The sequence below is a fragment of the Clostridioides mangenotii TR genome (genome assembly GCF_000498755.1).
Taxonomy (GTDB): Bacteria; Bacillota; Clostridia; order Peptostreptococcales; family Peptostreptococcaceae; genus Metaclostridioides; species Metaclostridioides mangenotii_A.
Map to the genome: position 1 here is coordinate 125,091 of NZ_AXUS01000001.1, position 24,478 is coordinate 149,568.

Below are 24,478 nucleotides of genomic sequence, written 5' to 3' on the forward strand. Positions count from 1 at the left end.
GATATATAGATGAAATAATGGAGATTCTATTTATGGGATCTCTATTATTTTGTAGCATCTTTTTATAAAACACAACAGGAGAATTTTTAAGAATTTTATTTAAATTATTCTTTAAATTTTGAGGAGAGAAAAATGGAAAAAGAAGATTTTTACTTTATGTTAAGAAATCTGTATGAGAATTGTGATGGAAGAGAGAATAAAATAGACGTCGAGCTAATAAAGATGTATATAAATGATTTTAAACCATTTGATGAAAACTTTTTAGTTTTACAGCCAAGTGAGCCAATAGGGGAAAGTCGTTACTTACAAATGGCATCATCGAGAAAAAATGAAGAACTGGAAATAGAGACTAGAATCTATTTCTCAAATTCAGATGATGACTTTAAACACTACAGAAAGAGTTTTGGATTTTCAGAGAATGATTTTGATGAAATATATACAATTTTTTGCAGTTATTTAGATAAAAAAGTTCCGGATTTAAAATTGTGGAATGATGTAACTGAAGAATTTTAATGTACTTAATAATAATTAACAAGAATCAGAGGAGATAAAGATATTATGGAATTACTAAATATATACGCTATTACTAGCGATGATGGACTAGATATGTTGGGACAACTTTTAGAGAATATGGATTTTTCAGATTTCAGACTAAAAGATATGATCGAAAACTTGGAAAGGGACAATGCTTTTGAATACGAAGAAAGAGGGGATATTGCAGCGATACTTTTGGCTGAGATTGTATCTATTTACAAAAAGGAGCTAGAGGATGGGTTTGAAATAACTTTTAGAGATAAATCGAGTATATTGATACTTGATAACGACAGTTTGTTGATGATATTGAAGAGTTTAGAAATAATAGATGAACAACATGAGATATACGAAATATGGAGTGAAGATGATAATGGGGAAGATTGGTTTTCACATTTAGAAAGAATGAAATCGGTTATCGATGATACTTTAAAACAAAATATAGATATCTTAGAGTTATATTAACATAATTATGTATTATTTTACATTACAGATATAATTTAAAGAGATATAATAGTACAAAGATTTTTTGAATGATATAATAAAAAACATTTGGAATTAATAAAAAGATGTTTGAAAGGATTTAATAATATGATAGAGAAATACAACTGGATAACTGAAAAAGCAAATTCATTAAATGGAACAGATATAACATTTAAAGAAGAATGGAAGGCACATGTTTTTAAAATTGCTGATAAAATGTACGCATTTATAGGACATGATAATGAAGGTCGAGATATTTTAAATATAAAAGGGCTCCCTGAAGCAAATGAAGAGCTTAGAACTTTTTATAAGAGCATAATACCTGGATATTATTCAAATAAAGTTCATTGGAACTCTATTCTGCTTACGAATGACGATGCACCAGAGAATAATGTAGTATTGGACTTACTTAAAGAATCTTATGATTTAGTATTTTCTAAACTTACTAAAAAAGTAAGGGATGAGATTGAAGGAAAATAAGTAGCGTCGACATAACAAATATTATAAAAAAGTACCGTATAGTAATAAGTAAAAGCCTTAATATATTAGGGCTTTTTATTTTTTATTAAATTAAAGTATAATATTAATAGCAACTAATTTTTAAAAATAAATTAAAGAAATTTATTATATTAACCAAATAAATAACATAATAAATAAGTAAGGAGAATATATGATAAAAATAAGACCGCATCATATTTTGTGTATGAGAGCATATCAAGGCAATGGATATAGTGAAGAGTTTAATATTAATATGAAAAAGGTAATTATAGATGTTGATTTATACAATAGGGCCTATAACAAAACCCCCGATATTTATAAAGATACCCAAGTCGAACTTATTTTTGGATTAGATTCACTTTGCGGTAGTTGTCCAAATAATTTAGGCGAAGAATGTAGAAGTCAAGATAATATAAGTAGATTAGATAAAAAAGTAATAGAGATATTCGATTTAAAAGAGGGCGTATACTTGTATAAAGAATTGGAAGAGAAGGTATTTAATGATATGAATAGTGATTTTTATAATCAAATATGCAGTAAATGTGAATGGAACATCAGTATGAAGTGTAGGGACTTTGTGGTTACACAGGATTAATTAAATGTGCATTAGAGGGGAGTCAAAGATTATATTTTAACAGGATATTTGATAATAATATCTAATTAATATTATATATAGTTAGTTAAAAATATTATTTTAAAGAAAAGCTATGGTGGTATTATTATGAAAGTCAGAAAATATATAGTAATATTTGTTGCTGTAACGCTACTGGGTCTTGTCGGGTGCTCTTCAAATGACGAAGCCACTGATGAAAAAAACAATAGTGGAAAAGCAAATACTAAAAGTGAAACTACTAAAGAAGACAATGATCAAAATAGATCAGAAACTGAGGATTTATACGGTATAGAAATAAAACCTACATACAATAAAGAAAAATTGAATCAGTCTGGTCAAATAGACAGTATAAAGTATAAAATAACAGATATACAAGTTTCTAAAGGAAAGGTATCAGATGAGGCTAGAGCAAAAGAATTAGAGGTTGTGAAGGACAAAGAGTTAACTGTAGTTACTTTATTTGCAGTATTTGAAAATAAAACAGATAGAATCGTGACTTACAATCCAAGTTCATCTACTTTAGTTGCAAATACAGATGGCGGTGAGACAGAAAAAGCGGATTTTGCACATTTAATCGATGAAAAATTAGATGAAGATTATGTAGCTAAAGACAAAAAAGAAGGATCATTTTTCTTTATACTTAAGAATACCAACGTAGAAGATTTAAAAAGCGTCGATTTATCTTTAGATGTTCCGGTTAAAAGTTATGTAGATCAACCAGTAATCAGCATCAATACAAAATAAAGATTGGATAAGCTCTCAAATGATAATATGTATTATCACTTGAGAGTTTTCTTTTATAATAAATTTGGGATTAAGTATTAAATAATTAATTCTATTATTTTCTAGAGATTGGGATTAGTAGCTCTGAAAACCAAATGCGGCATATCTATTCTGTAGTAGTGCTTAGTGAATTTACCGACTACTTCCATTCCATTTCTCTTTGCAACATTTTGAGAAGAGATATTGGTATCGCGTATTATAGAGAAAACTTCATTTATATTTAATTCCTCAAAAGCATATTTTTTGCATCCGACTGCAGATTCAGTAGCATAGCCATTATGCCAAAAAATTTTCTGAAAGAGGTATCCAATCTCCAAAACATCTCTTCCGTCGAAATCTTGAACCGTAAGCCCGCATTGGCCTATCATTTCATTTGTATCTTTTAGTATAACCGCCCACAGCCCGAATCCGTATTTACTGTATCTCGTAAGTTGATTTTCAAGCCATGCGCTACATTCTTGATCACTAAATGCGTGTTCATATGCGTACATAACTTCTTTATCTTGTAAAATTCTACATAGAGAATCGTAGTCGGATTTATTCATTTCTCTTAAAATCAGTCGCTCGGTTTCAAGTATCATAGTCTATAGTCTATAAATCAAAATAGTATTGATTATCTCCTTTCAAATTTCTTGATTATAAAATTATAATTTTTGTAATCTTTTAATTATAAGTCTAACTCATAATCATTTAGATATAATTAGATCATTTATTTCTAAATATATTATATCACTGAAAAGTTATTGTATTGAGATTAAAAAAAAGTAAGAAAGTTAAAAATATTTGTATAAATATAGAGCTTAAGTACTCAAATTGGGTATTATATATGAAATCAATAATTAACATATATAATAATACATAGAATAATCAATTTGAATGTCGAGAAAAATCTCTTGAAATAAGGGGGTTTTCTTGGCTTTTTTATTTAAACTATTATACTAGACTATTGCAATATTTAATATTTGGAGTTATTTATAATCTAAGCAGTATTTATCTTTTATCATAATAAAGGGAGTTCTAAAGAAATTATAAATATTAATACATGAGAATGAATTTCGTTATTGTTTTTTGGAGCATTGATGTTATAATGACAATAGTTAAATATTGCTAGTACCTTAATTGGTGAGCATATAGTTATTATTTAAACACTAAGGATGGTGAAAGTTTATGATGCCGCTTACAATGTTACGTTCAGGTGAGACCTTTTCCGTTAAAAAAATAACTGGAAAAGATGAAATAAAACATCATTTAGAAAATCTAGGATTTACGGTAGGAACAGAAGTTACTGTTGTTGCTGAAAATGCTGGAGGAATAATCTTAAATGTTAAAGGTTCACGTATAGCAATAAATAAATCTATGGCAAAACGAATTATGATATAAATACAAGGGGTGAGGGTTTATGAAGACACTTAGGAATGTTGCAAATGGCGAAACTGTACGTGTAATTAAGATACATGGACAAAGTGATATCAAGCGCCGTATTATGAATATGGGTTTAACAAAAGGTACAGAAGTACTAGTACGTAAAGTTGCTCCTCTAGGGGATCCAATTGAAATAAATGTACGAGGTTATGAACTGAGTCTGCGTAAAGATGATGCAGAAATCATCGAAGTTGAGTAAAACATACTAAAGGAGGAGATTAGATGTCATTGAAGATTGCACTAGCTGGAAATCCCAACTGTGGAAAAACGACAATGTTTAATGACTTGACTGGAAGCTCGCAATATGTGGGTAACTGGCCAGGTGTAACTGTAGAGAAAAAAGAGGGAAAATTAAAAGGTCAGAAAGATATTATTATACAAGATTTACCGGGAATTTATTCATTATCACCGTATACACTGGAAGAAGTTGTATCGAGAAATTATTTAATTAATGATAAGCCAGATGCTATTATAAATATTGTTGATAGTACTAACATTGAAAGAAACTTATTTTTAACTACACAATTAATTGAAATAGGTTTACCTGTTGTTATTGCCTTAAATATGATAGATTTATTGGAAAAAATGGAGATACAATTGATACAAAGAATTTGAGTAAACTTCTAGGATGTGAAGTAATTGAGACTTCAGCGCTTAAGGGGATCGGTTCAAGAGAAGTGGTAGAAAAAGCTGTATCGGCTTCTAAAAGAACTTCTAGCATTAGACAAAAAGGTATTTTCTCAGAGGAGATTGAAACAGCTTTAGAAAAAATAGGAGACTTAATTAAAAGTAAACTAGATGGCGAAAATATACGTTGGTATTCAATAAAAGTATTTGAGCGCGATAGTGAAATAATGAAACAAATTAAACTTGATGAGTCAACTAAAAGTGAAATAGAAAGTATAATCGATCAGTGTGAAACTGATTTAGATGATGACAGCGAAAGTATAATTACAGATTCGCGTTATATTTATATAACTGATATAACTAAAAAATGCGTTAAACATAAAAATAGAAATAAAGAGTCAGTATCGGATAAGATCGACAAGATCGTTACGAATAGAATACTTGCGCTACCAATATTTGCAGCTATAATGTTCCTTATTTATTATATTTCTATATCGACAGTTGGTACGTGGATGACAGACTGGGTAAATGACAGTTTATTTGGAGATAGTATGATACCAGCAGTTATAGGAAATTTCTTAGATAGTGTTGGTACAGCTGAATGGTTAAACTCTCTAATTCTTGATGGTATTATTGCTGGGGTTGGAGCTGTTCTTGGATTCTTACCACAAATGCTTACATTATTCTTATGTTTAGCAATCTTAGAAGATTGTGGTTACATGGCTAGAATAGCATTTATTATGGATAGAGTATTCAAGAAATTCGGTTTATCTGGTAAATCTTTTATACCTATACTTATAGGTACTGGTTGTGGAGTTCCTGGGATAATGGCATCTAGAACCATTGAGAATGAAAGTGATCGCCGAATGACAATTATTACTACTACATTTATACCATGTGGAGCTAAACTTCCAATTATAGCACTGATTGCAGGAGCTTTATTCCCTGGTTCAGCTTGGGTTGCCCCTTCTGCATACTTTATTGGAATTGCAGCTATTATTACTTCAGGGATCATATTAAAGAAAATGAAGCCTTTTGCTGGAAATCCAGCACCATTTGTTTTAGAACTACCACCATACCATATGCCTGCTGCTAAAAGTGTTTTAATACATATGTGGGATCGTGGGAAAGCATTCGTTAAAAAAGCGGGTTCAATTATATTACTTGCAAGTGTTTTAATATGGTTCTTAAGTACATTCAACTGGTCTATGCAGATGGTCGAAACTAATGAATCTATGCTAGCTTCATTAGGGAAAATAATTGCTCCACTATTTGCTCCATTAGGATGGGGGAATTGGAAAGCAGCAGTTGCTTCAATAACAGGATTAATTGCTAAAGAAAATGTTGTTGGTACATTTGGGGTACTTTACGGATATGCTGAAGTTGCTGAAGATGGTTTAGAGTATTGGGCAACATTAAGAGCAGAGTATACTCAACTTGCAGCATACAGTTTCCTAGTATTCAACTTACTGTGCGCTCCTTGTTTTGCTGCTATAGGTGCAGTTAGAAGAGAAATGATGTCAGCAAAATGGACTTGGTTTGCAATTGCTTACCAAACAGGATTTGCATATATAGTTTCACTTACTATATATCAATTAGGTATGTTCTTTACTGGTAATGGTTTTGGATTTGGAACTGCAGTGGCAATTCTAATACTAATAACATTTATTTATCTTCTGTTTAAGAAATCTTATACACCAGAAGAAAAAGTAAAAACTGCTGCATCGCATGCAAGTCGTTAAATTAGGTTTTATTATAGAAAAGTGGTGAGAAAAAATGGCTACTATAGTTATTGCTTCAATTGTATTTATATGTATTGCATTTGCAGGATACAATACATATAAATCATCAAAAAAAGGCCCTGGTTGCAGTTGCGGTTGTTCTGGCTGCGACAAAGCTAATGGGTGTCATTAATCAATTTATAAGGGTGCAGATAAAGTTCTGCACCCTTAATATATTTTACAACAGTATATTTTATTGTATAAATTATTTATTAGAAAGGACATATATGAATTTAATATCCAAATTACAACCAGTATTTATTATCATAGCTGGAATAACAGGTATTGTACTGGGACAAAATCATTCAATTGCATCAGTATCAACACATTTGATTGAGTTATTATTGATGTTTTTGTTATTTTTTATATTTTTAGGGATAGAGATAAAAGATATAACAAATTCATTTAGCAATATAAAATTTTCGATATCTAGTTTGATCATTAACTTTATGTGGACGCCTATTATTGCGTTGATACTAGGCAAAGTTTTTCTTTCAAATGAAGTTGATTTACAAATTGGATTACTAATGCTACTCGTTACACCATGTACCGATTGGTATCTTATATTTACAGGGATGTCAAAGGGGAATATACCTCTAGCATCATCTATTCTCCCTCTAAATTTAATTCTTCAAATTTTATTACTTCCTGTTTACTTATATTTTTTAATGGGTAGCACAATATCTTTTGATATTATGCAAATAGTATATAGCATTGTTATTGTTTTGGTAATTCCTTTAACTGTCGCAACAATAATGAAGTGGATACTTAGCAAATCCAATAAAGGAGCGAGCATTTACGGCATGTTTAAAGTAAATGAGGATAATATACAATTAGTAGTATTATGTTTAGCAGTGGTTGCTATGTTTGCATCACAAGGTGAATTATTGGTAAATAATCCTTCGTTATTTTTAATGATGTTAATTCCACTTATTTTATTTTTCGTTATAAGTTTTGCTGTAGCACTTTTGGTAGGTAAAAGCTTAAAAATGCCTTATAGTGATAGAATATCATTGTTATTTACTACTTCTGCAAGAAATTCACCGATATCTCTAGCTATTGCTACAGTAACTTTTCCAGATCGCCCGGTTATATCTTTAGCATTAGTTATTGGACCATTAATTGAATTGCCTATTTTGTCTATGTACACATACATCGTACAAAGAATAAAAAATAGAATTGATAGTAAGTCGTCTTAGAATAATAAATTTGATTATTAAATGACGATTGATTAATATATTAAGAATAAAGTTAAAAATAGACCTTTACTCGACAAACTCATCTCAGTAAGGGTCTATTTTTATATAAAGATTTCAAGTTTTTTATGTAAAATATTATTTTAGCTAAAAATGTTTATAAAGAATAATATACAAGGGACGCTCACTATGTCTAAAAGAAAAGAGCTTACCATTGGAACAACTAACAAAGCTTTTGGAGATGGACCGTATTTATCTGTGAGTGTAACCATATTAGACATTGCATTTGGAGTAGCACCGATTCCATGGCCTATAAGACCACTTATTATTATAGCGGCATCAAATGTTTTTCCAAGAACTTTAAAACAAATAAACACCCCGTATACGATAATAAAAATTACCTGACAGATAACCATAAACAGTATAAGTGGAAGTAGAGAAGAAAGCTTATACAGGTCTATATTCATTAAAGAGATAGTCAAAAAAAGACCTAGTGAAATTTCTCCGATAAAAGTCATAATATTAAAGTCAATTATAAAAAATTTAACTCTATCATTTACATTTCTAAGAATTACAGCTGTAAACATACATGTAACAACTATAGGTAAAACAAATCCATTTATTTTAAATGCTAATTTGCTTATTAGATCGCCTGTATTTATACACAAAAGTATTATCATAAGATGTTCCATAAAAACTAAAGGGCTTAAATTGAAGGAAATATCTTTTTTTACAATTGATTTATTTTTTAAGGAAGACCTATTTGTATTTAAATCAACATTAGGTTTTAGATTATGTCTTTCTATTAAAAATTTGCCAACTGGGCCACCTAAAATACCTCCAAATATCAATCCTAAAGTGGCGGCAGTAACTCCAAAGCTTATAGCATTTTCAACTCCAAAGTTTTCTATTGTCTGACCGAAGGCAGCTGCGTATCCATGTCCACCTTCCATTGAAATACTCCCACACATCAGACTCAGAAGTGGATCTATATTTAGGAATTTTGAGAGAGATAAAACAAGTATGTTTTGAGAGAATGCCAGAAAAGCACATAAGACCCAATATCTGAATAGAAGATTACCTCCGTTTTTAATGAGTTTAGTACTTATGCCTAGACCTATAGTGGTGAAAAATAGATATATAAACATAGTAGAATAATGTGCGCTAATAATAATTTTAATTAATCCCAGCTGTTGAAGTATTAAATTCAAAAGTGAAAATAAAATTCCCCCTATAATTGGAGAGGGAATACATAGATTATTTAAAAATTTTATTTTGTTTCTCAAAAGATTCCCAATCATGAAAAAAATAATAGCAACCATTAATGTTTGAGCGGTATCTAACTTTAAAATCAATTTAATTACCCCCGTATCGTTAATAAAGTAATACATTTTTACATTTGTTAATATTTAAAAAAAATATTCTTATTAAATCTATGATTATTTTATTGTGTAATATAACCAATTAACGAATATGATAAAAACAATTAAATAAATTTGATATTGATGCATCGTAATAGAGTAGAGTTAATATATCTAAAAAACTTATAAGGGGAAGGGTATATTTATATACAAATTACACCAAATGATTAAACATTACCGAGATTAGAAGATGCTACAGCGCATTAATTCATTCATCAAGTTAGATTTGTTTAGAACCATATAACCATGGAAATATAATGTAAGCAAGAATATCAATTAATATAGTTGAATTTAAATAAGGTTTGTTATATATTATATATAACAAATAGATTGAAGATAATCTTCTCTGTTTGTATATTCGCGTATGAAATGGAGTGGTTTAGTTGGGTAATCTGTGTTTGCTATTAAAAATAGACTTTATAAATTTTTTGAAAATAAATAATTTAAAGTCAAATAAAAGCAATGATAATAAAAAAATGATAGCATTTGCTATTATATGTACAATAATTTTAGGATTTATAGGTTATTTTATTTATAATATATCCTCAGGGATTATAACTTTGTTGATAGAATATAATAATCCAAACTTTAGACCGGAGATTGTGTTGTTAGGAGGATTTTTTCTATCAATTCTAATTACGCTTTTTACTTCGATTTATAAAGCTCCATCGTATTTATTTCATTTAAGAGATTTTGATATACTTACTAGCTTGCCCATAAAAGATTCTACGATACTTGTAAGTAAGATAGTTGGGATGTTATATACAAATTACTTCTTTTCGTTTTATATAATGGTTATTCCTTGTATAGCTTATCATGTACAGCTAGGTAACTATCCGTTATTTGGATTAGTACTTTTTTTACTTTTTTTAACTACTCCGCTATTGCCAATTACAATATCTACTATTATATCTTATGTACTTGGAGGAATATCATCAAAGATCAAGTATAAAAACCTTATTTTAATATTTGGAAGTATGGTTTTACTTATAGGTTATATGGTTCTTATGATGAAAATTCAGTCTTCTTCAACATATTTTATTGAAAATGGGTCATCCATTATAAGAATAATTGAAACGGTGTACCCGCCAAATTATTATTTTGTTGATGCACTGAAAAATTGTAATATTATTTCGCTTATAATTTTTTCTTTGTACTCTTTAGTTCCTTTTGCTATTTTTATATTGATTTTTTCAAAAGGATTTAGAAAAATTAATTCTAGAATGAAGGGAATTGGTAGCGCTTCAACTTACAGTGTAGAAAAAGTCAAATCATCTTCACCTATAAAAGCCTTGGTAAATAGAGAGTTTAAAAGATATTTTGGTACTTACAGTTATATAGTAAATACATCTTTTAGTCTCGTCATGCTAGTTGTAGCTTCAGCAGCATTGATTTTATTTGGAGTTGACAAAGTTGGAGATTTTTTAGATGTCGAAATTATTATGAATATAATACAACTGCAAACACTATTTTTTATACTTCTTATTTTGTTATTAACATGCACAACATACTGTTCGATATCTTTAGAAGGAGAAAATCTATGGATACTAAAATCAAATCCTATAGAAGAAAAAGATATATTTAAGAGTAAAATATATATGAATACAATACTGAATACTCCTATAACTGTATTTAGCTTTATACTCTTAGCAGTTTATTTTAAATTTGATTTAGTTTTTAGTATTATTTCAGTTGTAGGTATTATAGCTTTTACATTTTTAGTAGCTATAATTGGATTGGTAGCAAATCTTATGTTCCCAAATCTAAATTGGAAAAATGAGGTCGCAGTTGTAAAAAGAAGTGCCAGTATGTTTGTTACTTGGATAGCAATTGCTATATACTTAGGTTCATTTTTCATTGTAGGTTCATTTACTAATTTTAATAATGTAGACTTATTTATACTGTTAGCTGTTTTAATAACGGTTTTTATAGATTTAGTTATTTGGAAATGGCTTAAAGTTAAAGGATCAGAAATTTTTAGATCATTGTAATACAGAAGGAAGTCTTACAACTGGCTTCTTTCTGATAAGTATAATAGCTGTCTATAGTATTCTAGATTACCTGTAGAAAAATAATTAAACAAATGTTAAATCATTACATGTGGAAGAATTTCTAAATATCTTACAAGGTTAAATTTAAATAATATATTATTTAAAATAGATTAAAGATAGCTTCTATTTATATTATCTATAATGGATTTTATAAAATATAGAAACTAAAATACACGAACTTTAATATAAATTTGATATATGAATATTTATAGGAATATATACAATAATAAAAGTAAATACAAAAATAATTTACTGGAGATGTGTATATGAATATAGAAAATAGAACTATTAAAGAAATAAAAAAATCGAAAAAAATTGATAAAGATAAATTTGAAATTTCCAAAGAATTAACAGAAGTCAAAAAGATTGGCGATATATTGGGAGATAGAGTGAAGAACAAGAAGAGAGGTTTACCATCTTAATGATAATATAATAGATTTTATATTTGATAAATACTATAAATTTGTTATAATGTATAAGTAGAAAGAATTTTATAGAAACAAATAAAATCATCAAAAATCGAATATCAACACTATTTGTAAGATTCCCTTGTAAATATCATATACGAACATTACAGTTTTATATGACATGTGGTATAAGGGTTTTTTATATTTTATGGCGATAATTTGAAAAAACTTTGTTTTGTAATACTTTTTATATTAAACTTAGAGACTTTAGGAGGATGATGGTGTGTTTACTGTTATGGATATAGAACAGCCTACCACTGAACAAGAAGCCTATTCTATACTGACAAAGAGAAAGAACAATCAAGTTATAGGTGGAAGTGCTTTCTTGAGAATGGGAAAAAAGAGAATAGGGACAGGAGTAGAACTATCTAAATTAAATTTAGACTATATTAAAGAAGTTGATAGCTACGTGGAAATAGGGGCTATGACGACTTTAAGAACATTAGAAACTAGTACTATATTAAAAGAGTCATTTGGAGAGATAATAAGTGATTCACTAAGGGATATTATTGGTGTACAATTTAGAAATGTTGTAACAGTAGGAGGCACAGTCTTCTCAAAATATGGATTTTCTGATTTAATAGTTGCGCTGCTATCTCTTGATACTGAGGTAGAACTATTTAATGCAGGAAGAATGAAATTAGATGATTTTTTAGTTAAAGAATGTGAAAAAGATTTACTCACAAAGATATACATAAAAAAGGCAGATAAGAAAGCTGCGTATAAATCTCTTAGAAATGCTAAAAGCGATTATCCAATATTAAATGTGTCTGTATCTAATGATAAAGATGAATTTAAGATATGTATAGGAGCTAGACCTCAGAGAGCCGTTGTTGCAAGACTAGCTAGTGACTTTTTATCAAAAAATGAGCTAAATGTTTCGAATATAGATAAAGCTCTTGATTTGATAACTGAAGATGTTAGTTTCGGAACTAATATGAGAGGAACTAAAGAGTATAGAGAAGCTATTAGCAAGGTTCTTGTAAAAAGAGCTATTACGGAGGTTATTTAATGTTTGTAGAATTAAAAATAAATGGAAAAATAAAAAAGATAGATATACAACCAGAAGAATGCTTAGTTGATACACTTAGAAACCTTGGAAATTTAAGCGTAAAAAGAGGTTGTAATACAGGAAACTGTGGACTATGTTCAGTTTTAATAGATAATAAACCAGTACTATCTTGTGCAATACTTACAGTTAGAGCTGTTGGTAGTGAGATAGTTACTATAGAAGGTATGGAAGAAAAAGTGGCTAAATTTTCGGATATACTTGCTAGTCAAGGTGCCGAGCAGTGTGGATTCTGTTCTCCAGGATTTATACTTACGGTTATAGCTATGAAGGATGAACTTCAAAATCCAACTGATGAAGAAATAAAACACTATTTAACAGGTAACTTATGTAGATGTACAGGATATATGGGTCAGCTTAGAGCGATAAAAACTTATCTAGGGGGTGAGTAATATGAGGATAGTAGGAAAAGGAGTTAAAAAAATTGATGCAATGTCAATAACTACAGGGAAAGCTGTATACACAGATGACTTAACTTCTAAAGATGCACTTGTAGTTAAAATTCTTAGAAGTCCACATGCTTACGCCAAGATAAAAAATATTGACACAAGTAGAGCTGAAAAGTTGGAGGGTGTAGAGTGTATACTCACGCACAAAGATGTACCAGATATCAGATTTACTCTTGCTGGTCAAACTTATCCTGAACCGTCTCCATACGACAGACTTATACTTGAAGATGTTGTTAGATATGTAGGCGATGAAGTAGCGATAGTTGCGGCAGTAGATGAAAAAACTGCGATTAAAGCAATGAATATGATAAAAGTTGATTATGAAGTGTTAGAGGCAATTATAGATTTCGAAAAAGCTATAGAGAGCGACGTAACAGTTCACGAAGAAGAAGTAAAGTGTAACTTTGATATAGGATTTGATTCAAAGAAAAATATAGCTTCTAAGCAGGAGTACGCTAAAGGAGATGTAGAAAAAGTTTTAAACGATTGCGATATAGTCGTAGAAGAAACTTACTACACTCAAGCTCAAGCTCATGCTATGATGGAGACTTACAGATCGTACAACTATTTAGATCATGCGGGAAGATTAGTAGTGATAAGTTCTACTCAAATACCTTTCCATGTAAGAAGACATTTATCGAGAGCTTTAAATATACCTGCGAGCAAAATCAGGGTAATAAAGCCTAGAATAGGTGGAGGTTTTGGTGGAAAGCAGACTGCATGTACTGAGATATTTTCTGCAATAGTTACATTGAAAACTGGAAAACCTGCTAAGATAATTTACGATAGAACAGAGACTTTTAATTCAACTACTAGCAGACATGCCACTAGAATTAAAGTAAAGATTGGCTCAAATAAAGATGGAATAATAAGAGCAATAGACATAGAAGGGCTTTCAGATACAGGGGCTTATGGCGAACATGCTTCGACTACTTTCGGTTTAATAGGTGAAAAGACATTACCTCTTTACAATAAACTAGAAGCGGCTAGATTTGCTGGTGATGTTGTTTATACTAATAAAATGCCAGGTGGAGCTCTGAGAGGGTATGGAGCTACTCAAGGTAACTTTGCTGTCGAGTCTACAGTAAACATGCTTGCAGACAGATTAAATATAGATCCTACAGAACTTAGAATGAAAAATGTTGTAGTTGAAGGTGAGACTACATTTGCATATGGAAAACATATACAAAGCGCTGATATAGAGAGATGTATAAATAGAGGTAAAGATTTAATCGGTTGGGATGATAAATATCCATCTAAGGATCTTGGAAATGGAAAAGTTAGATCAGTAGGTATGTCGCTTACTATGCAGGGATCAGGTATACCTAATTTAGACAAATCTACTGTTGAAGTAAGACTTGATGATTATGGAAGCTACGTACTTATGGTAGGATCGACAGATATGGGGACCGGTAGTGATACTGTTCTTGCACAGATGGTAGCTGAGGTTCTTTTAACAGATATGGATAGAATAACTGTTATAGCATCTGATACAGATATGGTACCTTATGATCCAGGTTCTTACGCATCAAGTACTACTTATGTTACAGGAATGGCAGTTGTTAAAGCAGCTGAAGATCTTAGAGATAAAATTATAGAGTCTGCTTCAAAGCAATTAGAAATAGACATAGATAATTTAGAATTTGATGGAAATAAGGTGTTCTCAGTAGAACACAGTAAAGAAATATCAGTGTTTGATATATCTGTAAACACTACTATAGGGAATAAATGGGAACAACTTATAGGATTTGCTTCATATGGAAGTAGTGTTTCTCCTCCTCCGTTTATAGCTGGATTTGCAGAGACAGAAGTCGATAAAGAAACTGGAAAAGTTGATTTAATCAATTATGTTGCAATAGCTGATTGTGGTACAGTTATCAATAAAAACCTTGCAAAGATTCAAGTTGAGGGTGGTATTGTACAAGGTATAGGTATGGCGATGTTTGAGGAAGTTAGACACACTGATAATGGACATATGGATACAAACACTTTTATGCAGTACAAGATACCTTCAAGAGAAGACGTTGGCAATATAAAAGTTGAATTCGTTGAGACTTATGAACCAACAGGTCCTTTTGGGGCTAAATCAATAGGAGAAGTAGTAATAAACACTCCTCTGGCAGCTATACAAGATTCAGTATTCAATGCTGTAGGTGTAAGAATTAATAACCTACCTATAACTCCAGAAAAAGTATTTATGAAATTAAATAAATAATCAATCAAGCAAATAATTAAATATATAATTTATAGATAAATAAGAAAAGATAAGGCTCTTTTATGAAGTTAAAGCATAAAGGGGTCTTGTTTTATTGCAAATTTAGACTAACATAACTATATAACAATAATGGGAGAATAATAAGAACAGGGATGTCTATGTCTAGAGTAAAAAGCAGCTTATCAAGGATAAAGTGTGCCCTGAAAAAGGTTTTAAGTTATGTACATATAAAGATGGTATTAGAAAGTAATATTTATTTGTTAAATAGTAGTCAAAAGGAGTTTTTTTAGAGTATAATAAGAGTAAGAAGACAAACATAGTTTAAATTAAATTTATGCGTTTTCTTTAATCATTAAAAGCTTGTATGTACTTCTAATATTATCGATTAGGAGGGGATACTATGGAACTTAGTTCAAAGGAAAGATTATTTTTATTTAATCAATATGAGATACTTAAACATCTAGATAAAGATAATGTTAAAACTTACTTGGAGTATCAGGAAATCATAAGAAAAGGTTATAAATACAATTATATCGATTTAATAGAGAATATCAACAGTAAAGGCACTGAAGAAGAAGTATCAAAGTTTATATTTGATGTATTTGAAATGTATAGAATGCTTATCAGGTCTTATAATGATTTAAGTCGAATAGACAAAACTAGAATGAACAAATACGATATTATTTTTAGAGGGTTTGACATACTTGAAGAAAAAAATTACTACACTTATGCTAAATTTATTATTGAAGATTTAGGGCTTTATAAAGATATAATCAGAGAAGAAGGATTTAAAATGGAATCAAAGTCTCCTATGGTAGAAATTTACAAAAAAAGAATTGATACGTGTAGAACAGATATAGAAGAGCCTTATAGCGTTTTAAATTTAAAAGAGATAAAAAATATAATAAATATTAATTAATAACCGCATCAAAACTTAACTATTGTTAAGTTTTGATGCTTTTTTATATTTGATATGTTTTCCCTAGTACCTGGTATTTTCACACAGAAAATGAGAGGCTGTAAAAATTAATAGGTGAAATTTATTAAAAAATAGTATATAATGTATATTGAAATTAATAAGACAGTTCGTGAGCCTCCTGTCTCTAAATAAAACTACGGTGAATAATATGCATTTATTACATAGATGTATTATTTTGTATCAAAAAACCGTAGAATTTCTCTGCGGTTTTATTTTGATTGCAATTATATTTACGTACTCTAGGCTTAATATTTAAAAAATATTAGGAGGAAAAAAATGAAAGGAAATACTAAAAAAATTGCTGTTACAGCTTTAATAGCAGCAGTATACGCAGTTCTTACAATCTCTCTTGGATTTATGAGTTACTCAAATATCCAGTTCAGAGTTGCTGAAATTATGATACTTTTGGCGTTTATAGACAAAGACTACATACCAGGACTTACTTTGGGATGTTTTCTGGCAAATATATTAGGAGTTTACGGTATACCAGATACGATATTTGGAACACTTGCAACGTTTATAAGTGCATGTTTAGTTTATCAAACAGGTAAACAACTGGGTAAAAGCACGATGTCACTGATAATAGCATCTCTGTGGCCAGCTGTAGTCAACGCTCTTATAATAGGTTGGATGTTGAACAAGTTTGTAGGATTACCTTTAATCTTATCTATGGCGCAAGTTGGAATTGGAGAGTTTGTTGTTATAACAATAGCAGGTATACCACTTTTTAAAGCAGTTGAAGGTAAATATGGTATTTTAGTAAAAAACGCTTTTAATTAATAAAAGTAAATAAAATATGTATTTTTGAAGGATATATGAGATAATATTTCATATATCCTTTGTTTGTAAAAAATATATTAAATTTAAATATAAATTTCAAAAATTATAAAATATTTTGTAGAATTGTATTATATAGGATAATAAGTAAAAATAATATACAATAGTTAGGAGCATTTTAATGGAAGAAATGGTAAAGAGCGCTAAAATTATAGCAATAGGTGATGAAGGAATAAATAACTTAAAACATATAGAAAAAGATATTATAGGAAATATGGATACTGAAAAGATTGAAATAAATCAAGATGTAGACAAAGAATATATTAGAAGTATTTTTGACGGTATTGAGATGCTATTTTTAATCTACTCATCAGAAGATAAAAGGACTAGTGATATTGTAAAAGCAATATCTTATATGTCTTCAGAGAGGAGAGTTTTATCAATAGGTATAAACACTTTATTTGATGATAAAAAAGAAGATATGGGAGTAAATAGAGAGTTTAGATTGCATACTGAAGAACTTAGTGAGTTCACAAACATGATGAATTTGATTGTAGAATCAATTTCTGATTTAACTCTACTTTACTTAGATATAACAGATTTAAAAGAAGTGATAGCAAATGAAAAAGGTATAGGTTACTCTTATGTAGAATTTAAACAAAGTGATGATTACATTAATGTAGCAAAAAATATAATCGACAGTATGAAATCAATAGGTAATGTTTTTTTAAACAAGAAAAGCCTTATGCTTATTGAAGGAAAAATAAGTCTAGAGGATGTAAATAAACTTACTGATTGTATTTATGAGATAAAAGAAGAGAATTACGATATAATTTTCTCTCTAAATCTAAAGGAAAATGATGATAATAAAGTGAAAATTGGATTAATTCATAATTAATTTGCAACTTAATAAGAACTTAGCTTTTATATGATATAATATATTGATATATATTTTAATAATTTGGAGTTGGTATGATTGTTAAGACAGGATGATTCAACAATTTATGAAGGAATAAAAGTACACAACGTCTGGGGAACCACTACAGTTGACTCTATAATTGGCGAATCTGATGTGATGATTGCACTAAAGAATCGAATAAAGAAAATAGGCAATAGCGATTCTACAGTTGCAATAATGGGAGAGAGCGGTACAGGAAAAGAACTTATTGCTAGAGCTATACACCTAGCAGGCAATAGAGGAAATCAAATGTTTGTTGCTCTAAACTGTGCAGCTATACCAGAACCGCTCCTTGAGAGTGAACTGTTTGGATATGTAAAAGGTGCATTTAGTGGTGCAGATGCTAAGGGTAAAGTAGGAAAATTTGAACTTGCCAATGGTGGAGTAGTCTTTCTAGATGAAATAGGTGATATGCCACTTCAGCTTCAATCAAAACTTTTAAGAGTGCTTCAGGAAAAGAAATTTACAAGAATAGGCTCAAATGAACTATTGGATATTGATGTTAGAATTGTATCCGCGACCAATCAGGATTTATATAAATTGGTTGAAGAAAAAAAGTTTAGAGAAGATTTATATTATAGATTAAATGTAATACCAGTAGAAGTTCCCCCGTTGAGAGAAAGGGGAGAAGATATACAGATATTAATAGATAACTTTATAGATAAATATTCTAGAAAGTTGAAGAAAAATGTCACTTCTATAGACCCTGAAGTAGAGTATATTTTTAATCACTATCCATGGCCTGGTAATATTAGAGAACTTGAAAATGCTATTGAGTTGGCTATTAATTTGCTTGAAAGCGATGGCGTTATTCACAAAGGTCTAGTTAATAGAAAAATAATTGAATACTTTAAAATGAATAAAAAACAAAATAAGTCTTTAGATGATAGTATATGCGATATATCAAACAGCCAAGAGATACTGACGCTAGACGAATTTGAAAAGCTGTACATAAAAAAGGTAGTTGAGCATTTCGGAAATGATACTAAATCAAAAAAATTAGCTGCAAAAAAACTAGGAATATCTTTAGCAACGCTGTATAGAAAAATTGAAGGATAAGATTTTTCTTTTCTCAATTTTAAAAACTGTTATATAAATATTAGAAAAAGTACTTTGAAATCGATTTCAAAGTACTTTTTTATTATTCAAAGGAGTTTTTTGGAAAGAATTTAATAATTTTAACAAAAAATTAACAATATGTAAGATTAGACTTATAAGCCTTCATGATGATTATTTGGAAAAATAAAACTGATTTCATATAAAAAATCAAAACTTGGCATCATTTATGCTTTAAATTAAGTCAAAGGCAATTGACATAAAACATAATATCTAAACTTAAATTGACCTTATAAAATTGTTAGGAGTGATTTTCGTTGGAAAAGAACAAGGTTACAAATGAATCTGTATTTGATCTTGAAGGAAAACCGCCATTATTAAAATGTCTGCCGCTATCGTTACAACATATACTCGCTATGATAGTTGGTACAGTAGCCGTTCCGATAGTAGTTGGGAGCGCAGTAGGTGTACCAGGAGACCAGATAACGCTCTTAGTACAGTATGCACTCATAACAGCAGGTGTGGCTACACTAATTCAGCTTTATCCGCTATTTGGATTAGGATCTGGTTTACCGATAATCTACGGTATAGGTTTCACCTATGTACCAACATTAGTGGCCGTGGCGAAAGGATATGGTATAGCTAGTATATTTGGAGCACAGATTGTAGCTGGTATTGTAACGATATCGATTGGTCTCTGTATTAAGAGAATAAGAAAATATTTTCCAAACATTGTTACTGGAACAGTTGTATTTACAATCGGTCTATCATTATTCCCAGTAGGTGTAAATTATATTGCTGGTGGTACAGGTAACGCCAACTATGGATCATTAGCAAACTGGGCTTTGGCTACATTTACACTAGCGGTAGTAATTGGATTAAATCAATTTTCAAAAGGATACGCTAAGTTAGCATCTCTATTTTTAGGTATTATGATTGGTTATGCTGTTGCATTTGTATTTGGAATGGTTGATTTATCTCCTATCAAAGAAGCGGGATGGGTGGCTTTGCCAAAACCTTTAGCGTTTGGAATACAATTTGATCTACCAGTTGTAATATCAGTTGCGATAGTAAGTATTGTAAATGCAATCCAAAGTATAGGTGACCTTTCAGCTACAACTATAAGTGGCATGGATAGAGATATCACAGGAAAAGAGCTATCAAGAGGAGTTATAGGCTCTGGTGTCGCAACTATCTTTGGATCAATATTTGGAGGACTTCCTCCATCAGCATACAGTCAAAATGTTGGGATTGTAGCTATGAATAAGGTTATAAGTAAATATGTATTTGCTATTGCTGGAATATTCATGCTATTAGCTGGATTTATACCGAAATTTGGTTCGCTTATGACAACCATCCCATATGCAGTTTTAGGAGGGGCTACAATGTCAATCTTTAGTATGATAATGATGACAGGTATGAGACTTATATTTACTCAGGAGCTATCATCAAGAAATACAATAATTGTTGGTCTAGCAATAGCCCTTGCAATGGGAATAACTTCTGTACCAGAAGCTCAAGTATTGTTTCCGGAGTTTGTACAGATGGTATTTGGAGAATCTCCAATAGTAATAGCTGCAATAGTTGCATTTACTTTAAACTTAATAATACCTGAGAAGAGTTTAGCTCAAGAATCCAAAGAAAGGGCGGAAATGGAATCAGGAAAGAAGTCAAAAACTAAAGACTTGGAAAAGGAATTAAATTCATAGGCATAAAAATATTTAGAAAATATTTACGTATGGGAGGATTTATTTTATGAAAGTTAATAACGCATCAAAGTATGATTTAGATGGGATTCCACCTTTAAAAGAGGCGGTGCCTCTAGCTTTACAACATTTACTAGCGATGATAGTAGGAAATATGGTTCCAGCAATTCTTATTGCAAACGTTGTCGGACTTAATCAAACGCAGTCGACTATGCTTATACAAGGATCTATGTTGGCAGCGGGATTAGCAACATTTTTACAATTATATCCGATTCCTTTATTCAAAGGATATAAAATTGGAGCAAGACTTCCACTGATGATGGGTATGAGTTATGTATTTTTAGGGGCATGTATTTCAGTAGCAGCTGAACACGGTCTTGCAGCGCTATTTGGAGCACAGATTGCAGCGGGTGTAGTAGTCTTCTTTGTAGGATTTATTATAAAAAAGATTAGACATATTTTTACGGCTGTTATTTCGGGAACAATCATTGCATGTATGGGAATTGGACTTTTCACAACAGCTATAAAAAATTTAGCTGGCGGTGAAGGTACTGAACTTTTTGGTAATCCGATTAACTTTTTAATCGGTGGATTCGTAGCGATTATAATAATTATGATAAACAAATTCGGAAGAGGATTAGTAAAAAATTCATCAATACTTATAGGTATTGTAGTAGGATATGCGGTTTCTCTTGTAGCTGGAATAATTGATTTCTCAGCAGTACAAGGGGCAGCTTTAATATCTCTACCGACACCAGTAGCATTTGGATTAGAATTTAAACCTGAACTAATAGTTATGTTCACTATAATTTATATAATAGGAATTGTGGATATGATGGGAGCGACTACAATAGTTACGATGGGCGCAATGGACAGAGAGGTTACAGATGAAGAACTATCATCAATAGTTTTAGGTAATTCAATATCTTCAATAATATCTTCAGTTTTCTCAGCACTACCGACTGGGGTATTTAGCCAAAATACAGTAATAGTTTCAATGAATAAAGTAATAAGCAGATATGTAATCGCTTTAGGCGCTGCAGTTTTATTACTAGCAGGTGTATCACCATTTTTAGGTGCTATTATGACTACAATTCCTAACTGTGTAATAGGTGGAGCTACAATAGTAGTATTCTCATCTATAGCAATGTCAGGATTCTCTATAATAGGTTCAGACGGATTTACAGAAGAAAATAACCTTATAGCTGGAGTTTCTATAGCAGTAAGTATAGGTGTATCTACATTCCCACAGGTATTAAATCAGTTCCCAGCTATTGTACAGACAATAGTAGGAAATTCTTATATAGTATCAGGAGCTGTTATAGCGATTCTTCTTCAAACAGTATTTAAACTAAAGGTATTTGGTAAAGATGAAGTAGCTGCTTCAAAGGAGAAAGTCGGATAGTATTTGAAGAAATGTATTATAATAATAAATTTTATTTCAAATGGAGGGGATTTAAGTGATCGATATACTTATAAAAAATTCAATAATTGTCACGGTGAACAAAGGTAGAGAGGTTTTGTTTGATGGGGCTATTGCAATAAAAGACGACAGAATACTGGATATAGGAAACTCTAAAGATTTAGTATTAAAATATACAGAAGTTAAAAAGGTTATGGATGGAAATGGAAAAGTAATCTTCCCAGGATTTATAAACACTCATAACCATCTTTTCCAAGTTCTTCTTAAAGGTCTTGGAGATGATATGGCATTAGATGGATGGTTAAACAGCATGATGTTTCCATCGGCTAAGTTTTTAACTGAACAAGACACTTACGATGCAGCTATGCACGGATGTGTAGAGGGACTGAAGAGTGGAATAACTACAATGGTCGACTACATGCACACTCACAATAGAGCTGGTCTAACAGATGGAATTATAAAAGCTTATCAAGATTTAGGAATTAGAGGTGTAATAGGAAGAGGATGTATCGATCTAGGTATTCACAAAGAACTAATTGAAGATGTAGAAATCGTAGAAAAAGATCTTAGAAGATTATTCGATAAATATCATAACTCTGATAATGGCAGAATCAAACTATGTGTAGCACCTTCTTCAATGTGGGCTATATCAGAAGAAATGGGCAGAATGTTGTGGAAAATAGTTAAAGATTACGATTCATATTTTACAGTTCACTTATCAGAAACTGATTTTGCAAGAAATAAAACGAAAGAGATACATGGAGAAATAGATATTAAACTACTTGAAAAGTGGGATATATTAGGGCCTGAAGTTGTAGCAGTACACTGTGTATGTGTTGATGATGAAGATATAGAAATGCTTAAAAAATACGACATCAAGGTTTCGCACAATGTTGCAAGTAATATGTATTTAGCATCAGGTGTATCTCCTGTTCCCGAAATGCTAAAGGCTGGGATAAATGTAAGTTTAGGATTGGATGGCGCCGCTAGTAACAACTCACAGGACATGGTAGAGCTTATGAAACTTACAGCACTTCAACATAAAGTAAACAACTGTGATCCACTAGCTATATCAGCGGAAAAAGTTTTAGAGATGGCAACTATTGAAGGGGCTAGAACTCTTAGAATGGAAGATGAAATTGGATCGCTTGAAATTGGTAAAAAAGCAGACTTAATAGTGTTTAATTCGATGATTTCTCCAAAATCGATACCACTTCACAACCCAGTATCTACATTAGTTTACTCTTCAACTATGGACAATATAGAAACTGTAATAGTAGATGGAAACATGATAATGGAGGATGGAGACATCAAAACAATTGAAAGCGAAGAAAAAGTATATAAAAATACACAAAAGGCAGCAGAAGAATTATGTATAAGAGCTGATATAAGTAATAGAATGGAAGGCCATGTTTGGAATAGCTTGTTCTAAGACGGATTTAAACTAATATTTCAAATTGTAAATTCCATAAAAGCGTTTATTTATTCTTAGGAGGTTAAATATGAAACAGATAAAATTAGATGTAAATAATTATATTTACGATGTCTATATAGAAGATAATGAAACTCTTTTATATGTACTTCGTGAAAAATTAAATTTAACTGGGGCAAAAAAAGGATGCAATAGCGGTAGTTGCGGTGCATGTAAAGTTTTAATAGACGGTGTTGATACTAAAACTTGTAAAGCGCTTGCTAAAGACTTTGAATATAAAAAGATTGTTACAATTGAGGGATTTGCAGATGGAGATAAGCTTCATCCAATACAGGAATCATTTATTGAAGTAGGAGCAGTTCAATGTGGCTACTGTACTCCTGGAATGATTATAACAACGCAGGGACTTCTAAATAGAAATCAATCTCCTAATGAAGATGAAATTAGAAAAGCTTTTAACGGAAGTCTCTGTCGATGTACTGGATATGTAAAAATTATAGAAGCAGTTAAGTTATCTGCTAGAAAGTTAGGGGGTAAGTAA

General features: G+C 30.5%; 24 protein-coding genes and 1 pseudogene. 23 read left to right on the forward strand and 2 right to left on the reverse strand.

Annotation, left to right across the window (positions count from 1 at the left end; translation table 11 throughout):
- The first annotated feature begins 132 nt into the window (after positions 1-132).
- From T473_RS0100565 to T473_RS0100585, 5 genes are all read left to right on the forward strand, one after another.
- Positions 133-513, forward strand: coding sequence for a hypothetical protein (locus T473_RS0100565; protein WP_024620146.1), 381 nt, complete (start codon positions 133-135; stop codon positions 511-513).
- 45 nt (positions 514-558) lie between these two features.
- Complete coding sequence (locus tag T473_RS0100570) at positions 559-996, forward strand: hypothetical protein (RefSeq protein ID WP_024620147.1); 438 nt, start codon at positions 559-561, stop codon at positions 994-996.
- A 126-nt stretch (positions 997-1,122) separates the two neighbouring features.
- Entirely contained in the window at positions 1,123-1,494 is a 372-nt protein-coding gene (locus T473_RS0100575; RefSeq protein WP_024620148.1) for an MmcQ/YjbR family DNA-binding protein, read from the forward strand.
- Between the two features lie 190 nt (positions 1,495-1,684).
- The gene (locus T473_RS0100580; protein ID WP_024620149.1) at positions 1,685-2,107 is read left to right on the forward strand and encodes a DUF1284 domain-containing protein; all 423 of its coding nucleotides are present in this window, start codon (positions 1,685-1,687) and stop codon (positions 2,105-2,107) included.
- Between the two features lie 126 nt (positions 2,108-2,233).
- Positions 2,234-2,869 (forward strand): hypothetical protein, encoded by a 636-nt coding sequence (locus tag T473_RS0100585; protein WP_024620150.1) that lies wholly within the window; start codon positions 2,234-2,236, stop codon positions 2,867-2,869.
- 101 nt (positions 2,870-2,970) lie between these two features.
- Here the strand turns inward: T473_RS0100585 and T473_RS0100590 are convergent, their stop codons facing one another.
- Positions 2,971-3,489, reverse strand: coding sequence for a GNAT family N-acetyltransferase (locus T473_RS0100590; RefSeq protein ID WP_024620151.1), 519 nt, complete (start codon positions 3,487-3,489; stop codon positions 2,971-2,973).
- A gap of 586 nt (positions 3,490-4,075) precedes the next feature.
- Between T473_RS0100590 and T473_RS0100595 the strand changes: the two genes are divergently transcribed.
- The 5 genes and pseudogenes from T473_RS0100595 to T473_RS0100615 all read left to right on the forward strand — a co-directional run bounded on the left by T473_RS0100595 (position 4,076) and on the right by T473_RS0100615 (position 7,937).
- On the forward strand, positions 4,076-4,288 hold the full coding sequence (locus T473_RS0100595; protein WP_024620152.1) for a FeoA family protein: 213 nt from the start codon (positions 4,076-4,078) through the stop codon (positions 4,286-4,288).
- Between the two features lie 19 nt (positions 4,289-4,307).
- Complete coding sequence (locus T473_RS0100600; protein WP_024620153.1) at positions 4,308-4,529, forward strand: FeoA family protein; 222 nt, start codon at positions 4,308-4,310, stop codon at positions 4,527-4,529.
- A 23-nt stretch (positions 4,530-4,552) separates the two neighbouring features.
- A pseudogene (gene feoB, locus T473_RS15865) lies at positions 4,553-6,699 on the forward strand (ferrous iron transport protein B).
- A gap of 34 nt (positions 6,700-6,733) precedes the next feature.
- Positions 6,734-6,871, forward strand: coding sequence for a FeoB-associated Cys-rich membrane protein (locus T473_RS17545; RefSeq protein ID WP_077065750.1), 138 nt, complete (start codon positions 6,734-6,736; stop codon positions 6,869-6,871).
- A gap of 94 nt (positions 6,872-6,965) precedes the next feature.
- Positions 6,966-7,937 carry an arsenic resistance protein gene (locus T473_RS0100615; RefSeq protein ID WP_024620154.1) on the forward strand — a complete coding sequence of 324 codons (972 nt, stop codon included), beginning with the start codon at positions 6,966-6,968 and terminating at the stop codon, positions 7,935-7,937.
- Positions 7,938-8,077: 140 nt separating this feature from the next.
- On the opposite strand, the gene T473_RS0100620 is transcribed toward T473_RS0100615, so the two are convergent.
- Positions 8,078-9,325 (reverse strand): sodium/glutamate symporter, encoded by a 1,248-nt coding sequence (locus T473_RS0100620; RefSeq protein WP_051365838.1) that lies wholly within the window; start codon positions 9,323-9,325, stop codon positions 8,078-8,080.
- Positions 9,326-9,738: 413 nt separating this feature from the next.
- Between T473_RS0100620 and T473_RS0100625 the strand changes: the two genes are divergently transcribed.
- The 13 genes from T473_RS0100625 to T473_RS0100685 all read left to right on the forward strand — a co-directional run bounded on the left by T473_RS0100625 (position 9,739) and on the right by T473_RS0100685 (position 24,478).
- Entirely contained in the window at positions 9,739-11,346 is a 1,608-nt protein-coding gene (locus T473_RS0100625; protein ID WP_024620156.1) for a hypothetical protein, read from the forward strand.
- Between the two features lie 326 nt (positions 11,347-11,672).
- Entirely contained in the window at positions 11,673-11,828 is a 156-nt protein-coding gene (locus T473_RS18395; RefSeq protein WP_161627520.1) for a hypothetical protein, read from the forward strand.
- Positions 11,829-12,096: 268 nt separating this feature from the next.
- Positions 12,097-12,885, forward strand: coding sequence for an FAD binding domain-containing protein (locus T473_RS0100635; protein ID WP_024620157.1), 789 nt, complete (start codon positions 12,097-12,099; stop codon positions 12,883-12,885).
- Complete coding sequence (locus T473_RS0100640; RefSeq protein WP_024620158.1) at positions 12,885-13,334, forward strand: (2Fe-2S)-binding protein; 450 nt, start codon at positions 12,885-12,887, stop codon at positions 13,332-13,334. Before T473_RS0100635 ends, T473_RS0100640 begins: the two co-directional genes overlap by 1 nt.
- 1 nt (position 13,335) lies before the next feature.
- Positions 13,336-15,606 carry a xanthine dehydrogenase family protein molybdopterin-binding subunit gene (locus T473_RS0100645; protein ID WP_024620159.1) on the forward strand — a complete coding sequence of 757 codons (2,271 nt, stop codon included), beginning with the start codon at positions 13,336-13,338 and terminating at the stop codon, positions 15,604-15,606.
- A 400-nt stretch (positions 15,607-16,006) separates the two neighbouring features.
- The gene (locus T473_RS0100650) at positions 16,007-16,525 is read left to right on the forward strand and encodes a YfbU family protein (protein WP_024620160.1); all 519 of its coding nucleotides are present in this window, start codon (positions 16,007-16,009) and stop codon (positions 16,523-16,525) included.
- Between the two features lie 336 nt (positions 16,526-16,861).
- Entirely contained in the window at positions 16,862-17,365 is a 504-nt protein-coding gene (locus tag T473_RS0100655; protein WP_024620161.1) for a QueT transporter family protein, read from the forward strand.
- A 178-nt stretch (positions 17,366-17,543) separates the two neighbouring features.
- Positions 17,544-18,260 carry a hypothetical protein gene (locus tag T473_RS0100660; protein ID WP_024620162.1) on the forward strand — a complete coding sequence of 239 codons (717 nt, stop codon included), beginning with the start codon at positions 17,544-17,546 and terminating at the stop codon, positions 18,258-18,260.
- Between the two features lie 78 nt (positions 18,261-18,338).
- On the forward strand, positions 18,339-19,379 hold the full coding sequence (locus tag T473_RS0100665; RefSeq protein ID WP_024620163.1) for a sigma-54 interaction domain-containing protein: 1,041 nt from the start codon (positions 18,339-18,341) through the stop codon (positions 19,377-19,379).
- 314 nt (positions 19,380-19,693) lie between these two features.
- Complete coding sequence (locus T473_RS0100670) at positions 19,694-21,085, forward strand: uracil-xanthine permease family protein (RefSeq protein ID WP_024620164.1); 1,392 nt, start codon at positions 19,694-19,696, stop codon at positions 21,083-21,085.
- Between the two features lie 46 nt (positions 21,086-21,131).
- Positions 21,132-22,487: a uracil-xanthine permease family protein gene (locus tag T473_RS0100675; protein WP_024620165.1), complete on the forward strand. Its 1,356-nt coding sequence runs from the start codon at positions 21,132-21,134 to the stop codon at positions 22,485-22,487.
- 55 nt (positions 22,488-22,542) lie between these two features.
- Positions 22,543-23,937 (forward strand): amidohydrolase family protein, encoded by a 1,395-nt coding sequence (locus T473_RS0100680; protein WP_024620166.1) that lies wholly within the window; start codon positions 22,543-22,545, stop codon positions 23,935-23,937.
- Positions 23,938-24,007: 70 nt separating this feature from the next.
- On the forward strand, positions 24,008-24,478 hold the full coding sequence (locus T473_RS0100685; protein WP_024620167.1) for a (2Fe-2S)-binding protein: 471 nt from the start codon (positions 24,008-24,010) through the stop codon (positions 24,476-24,478).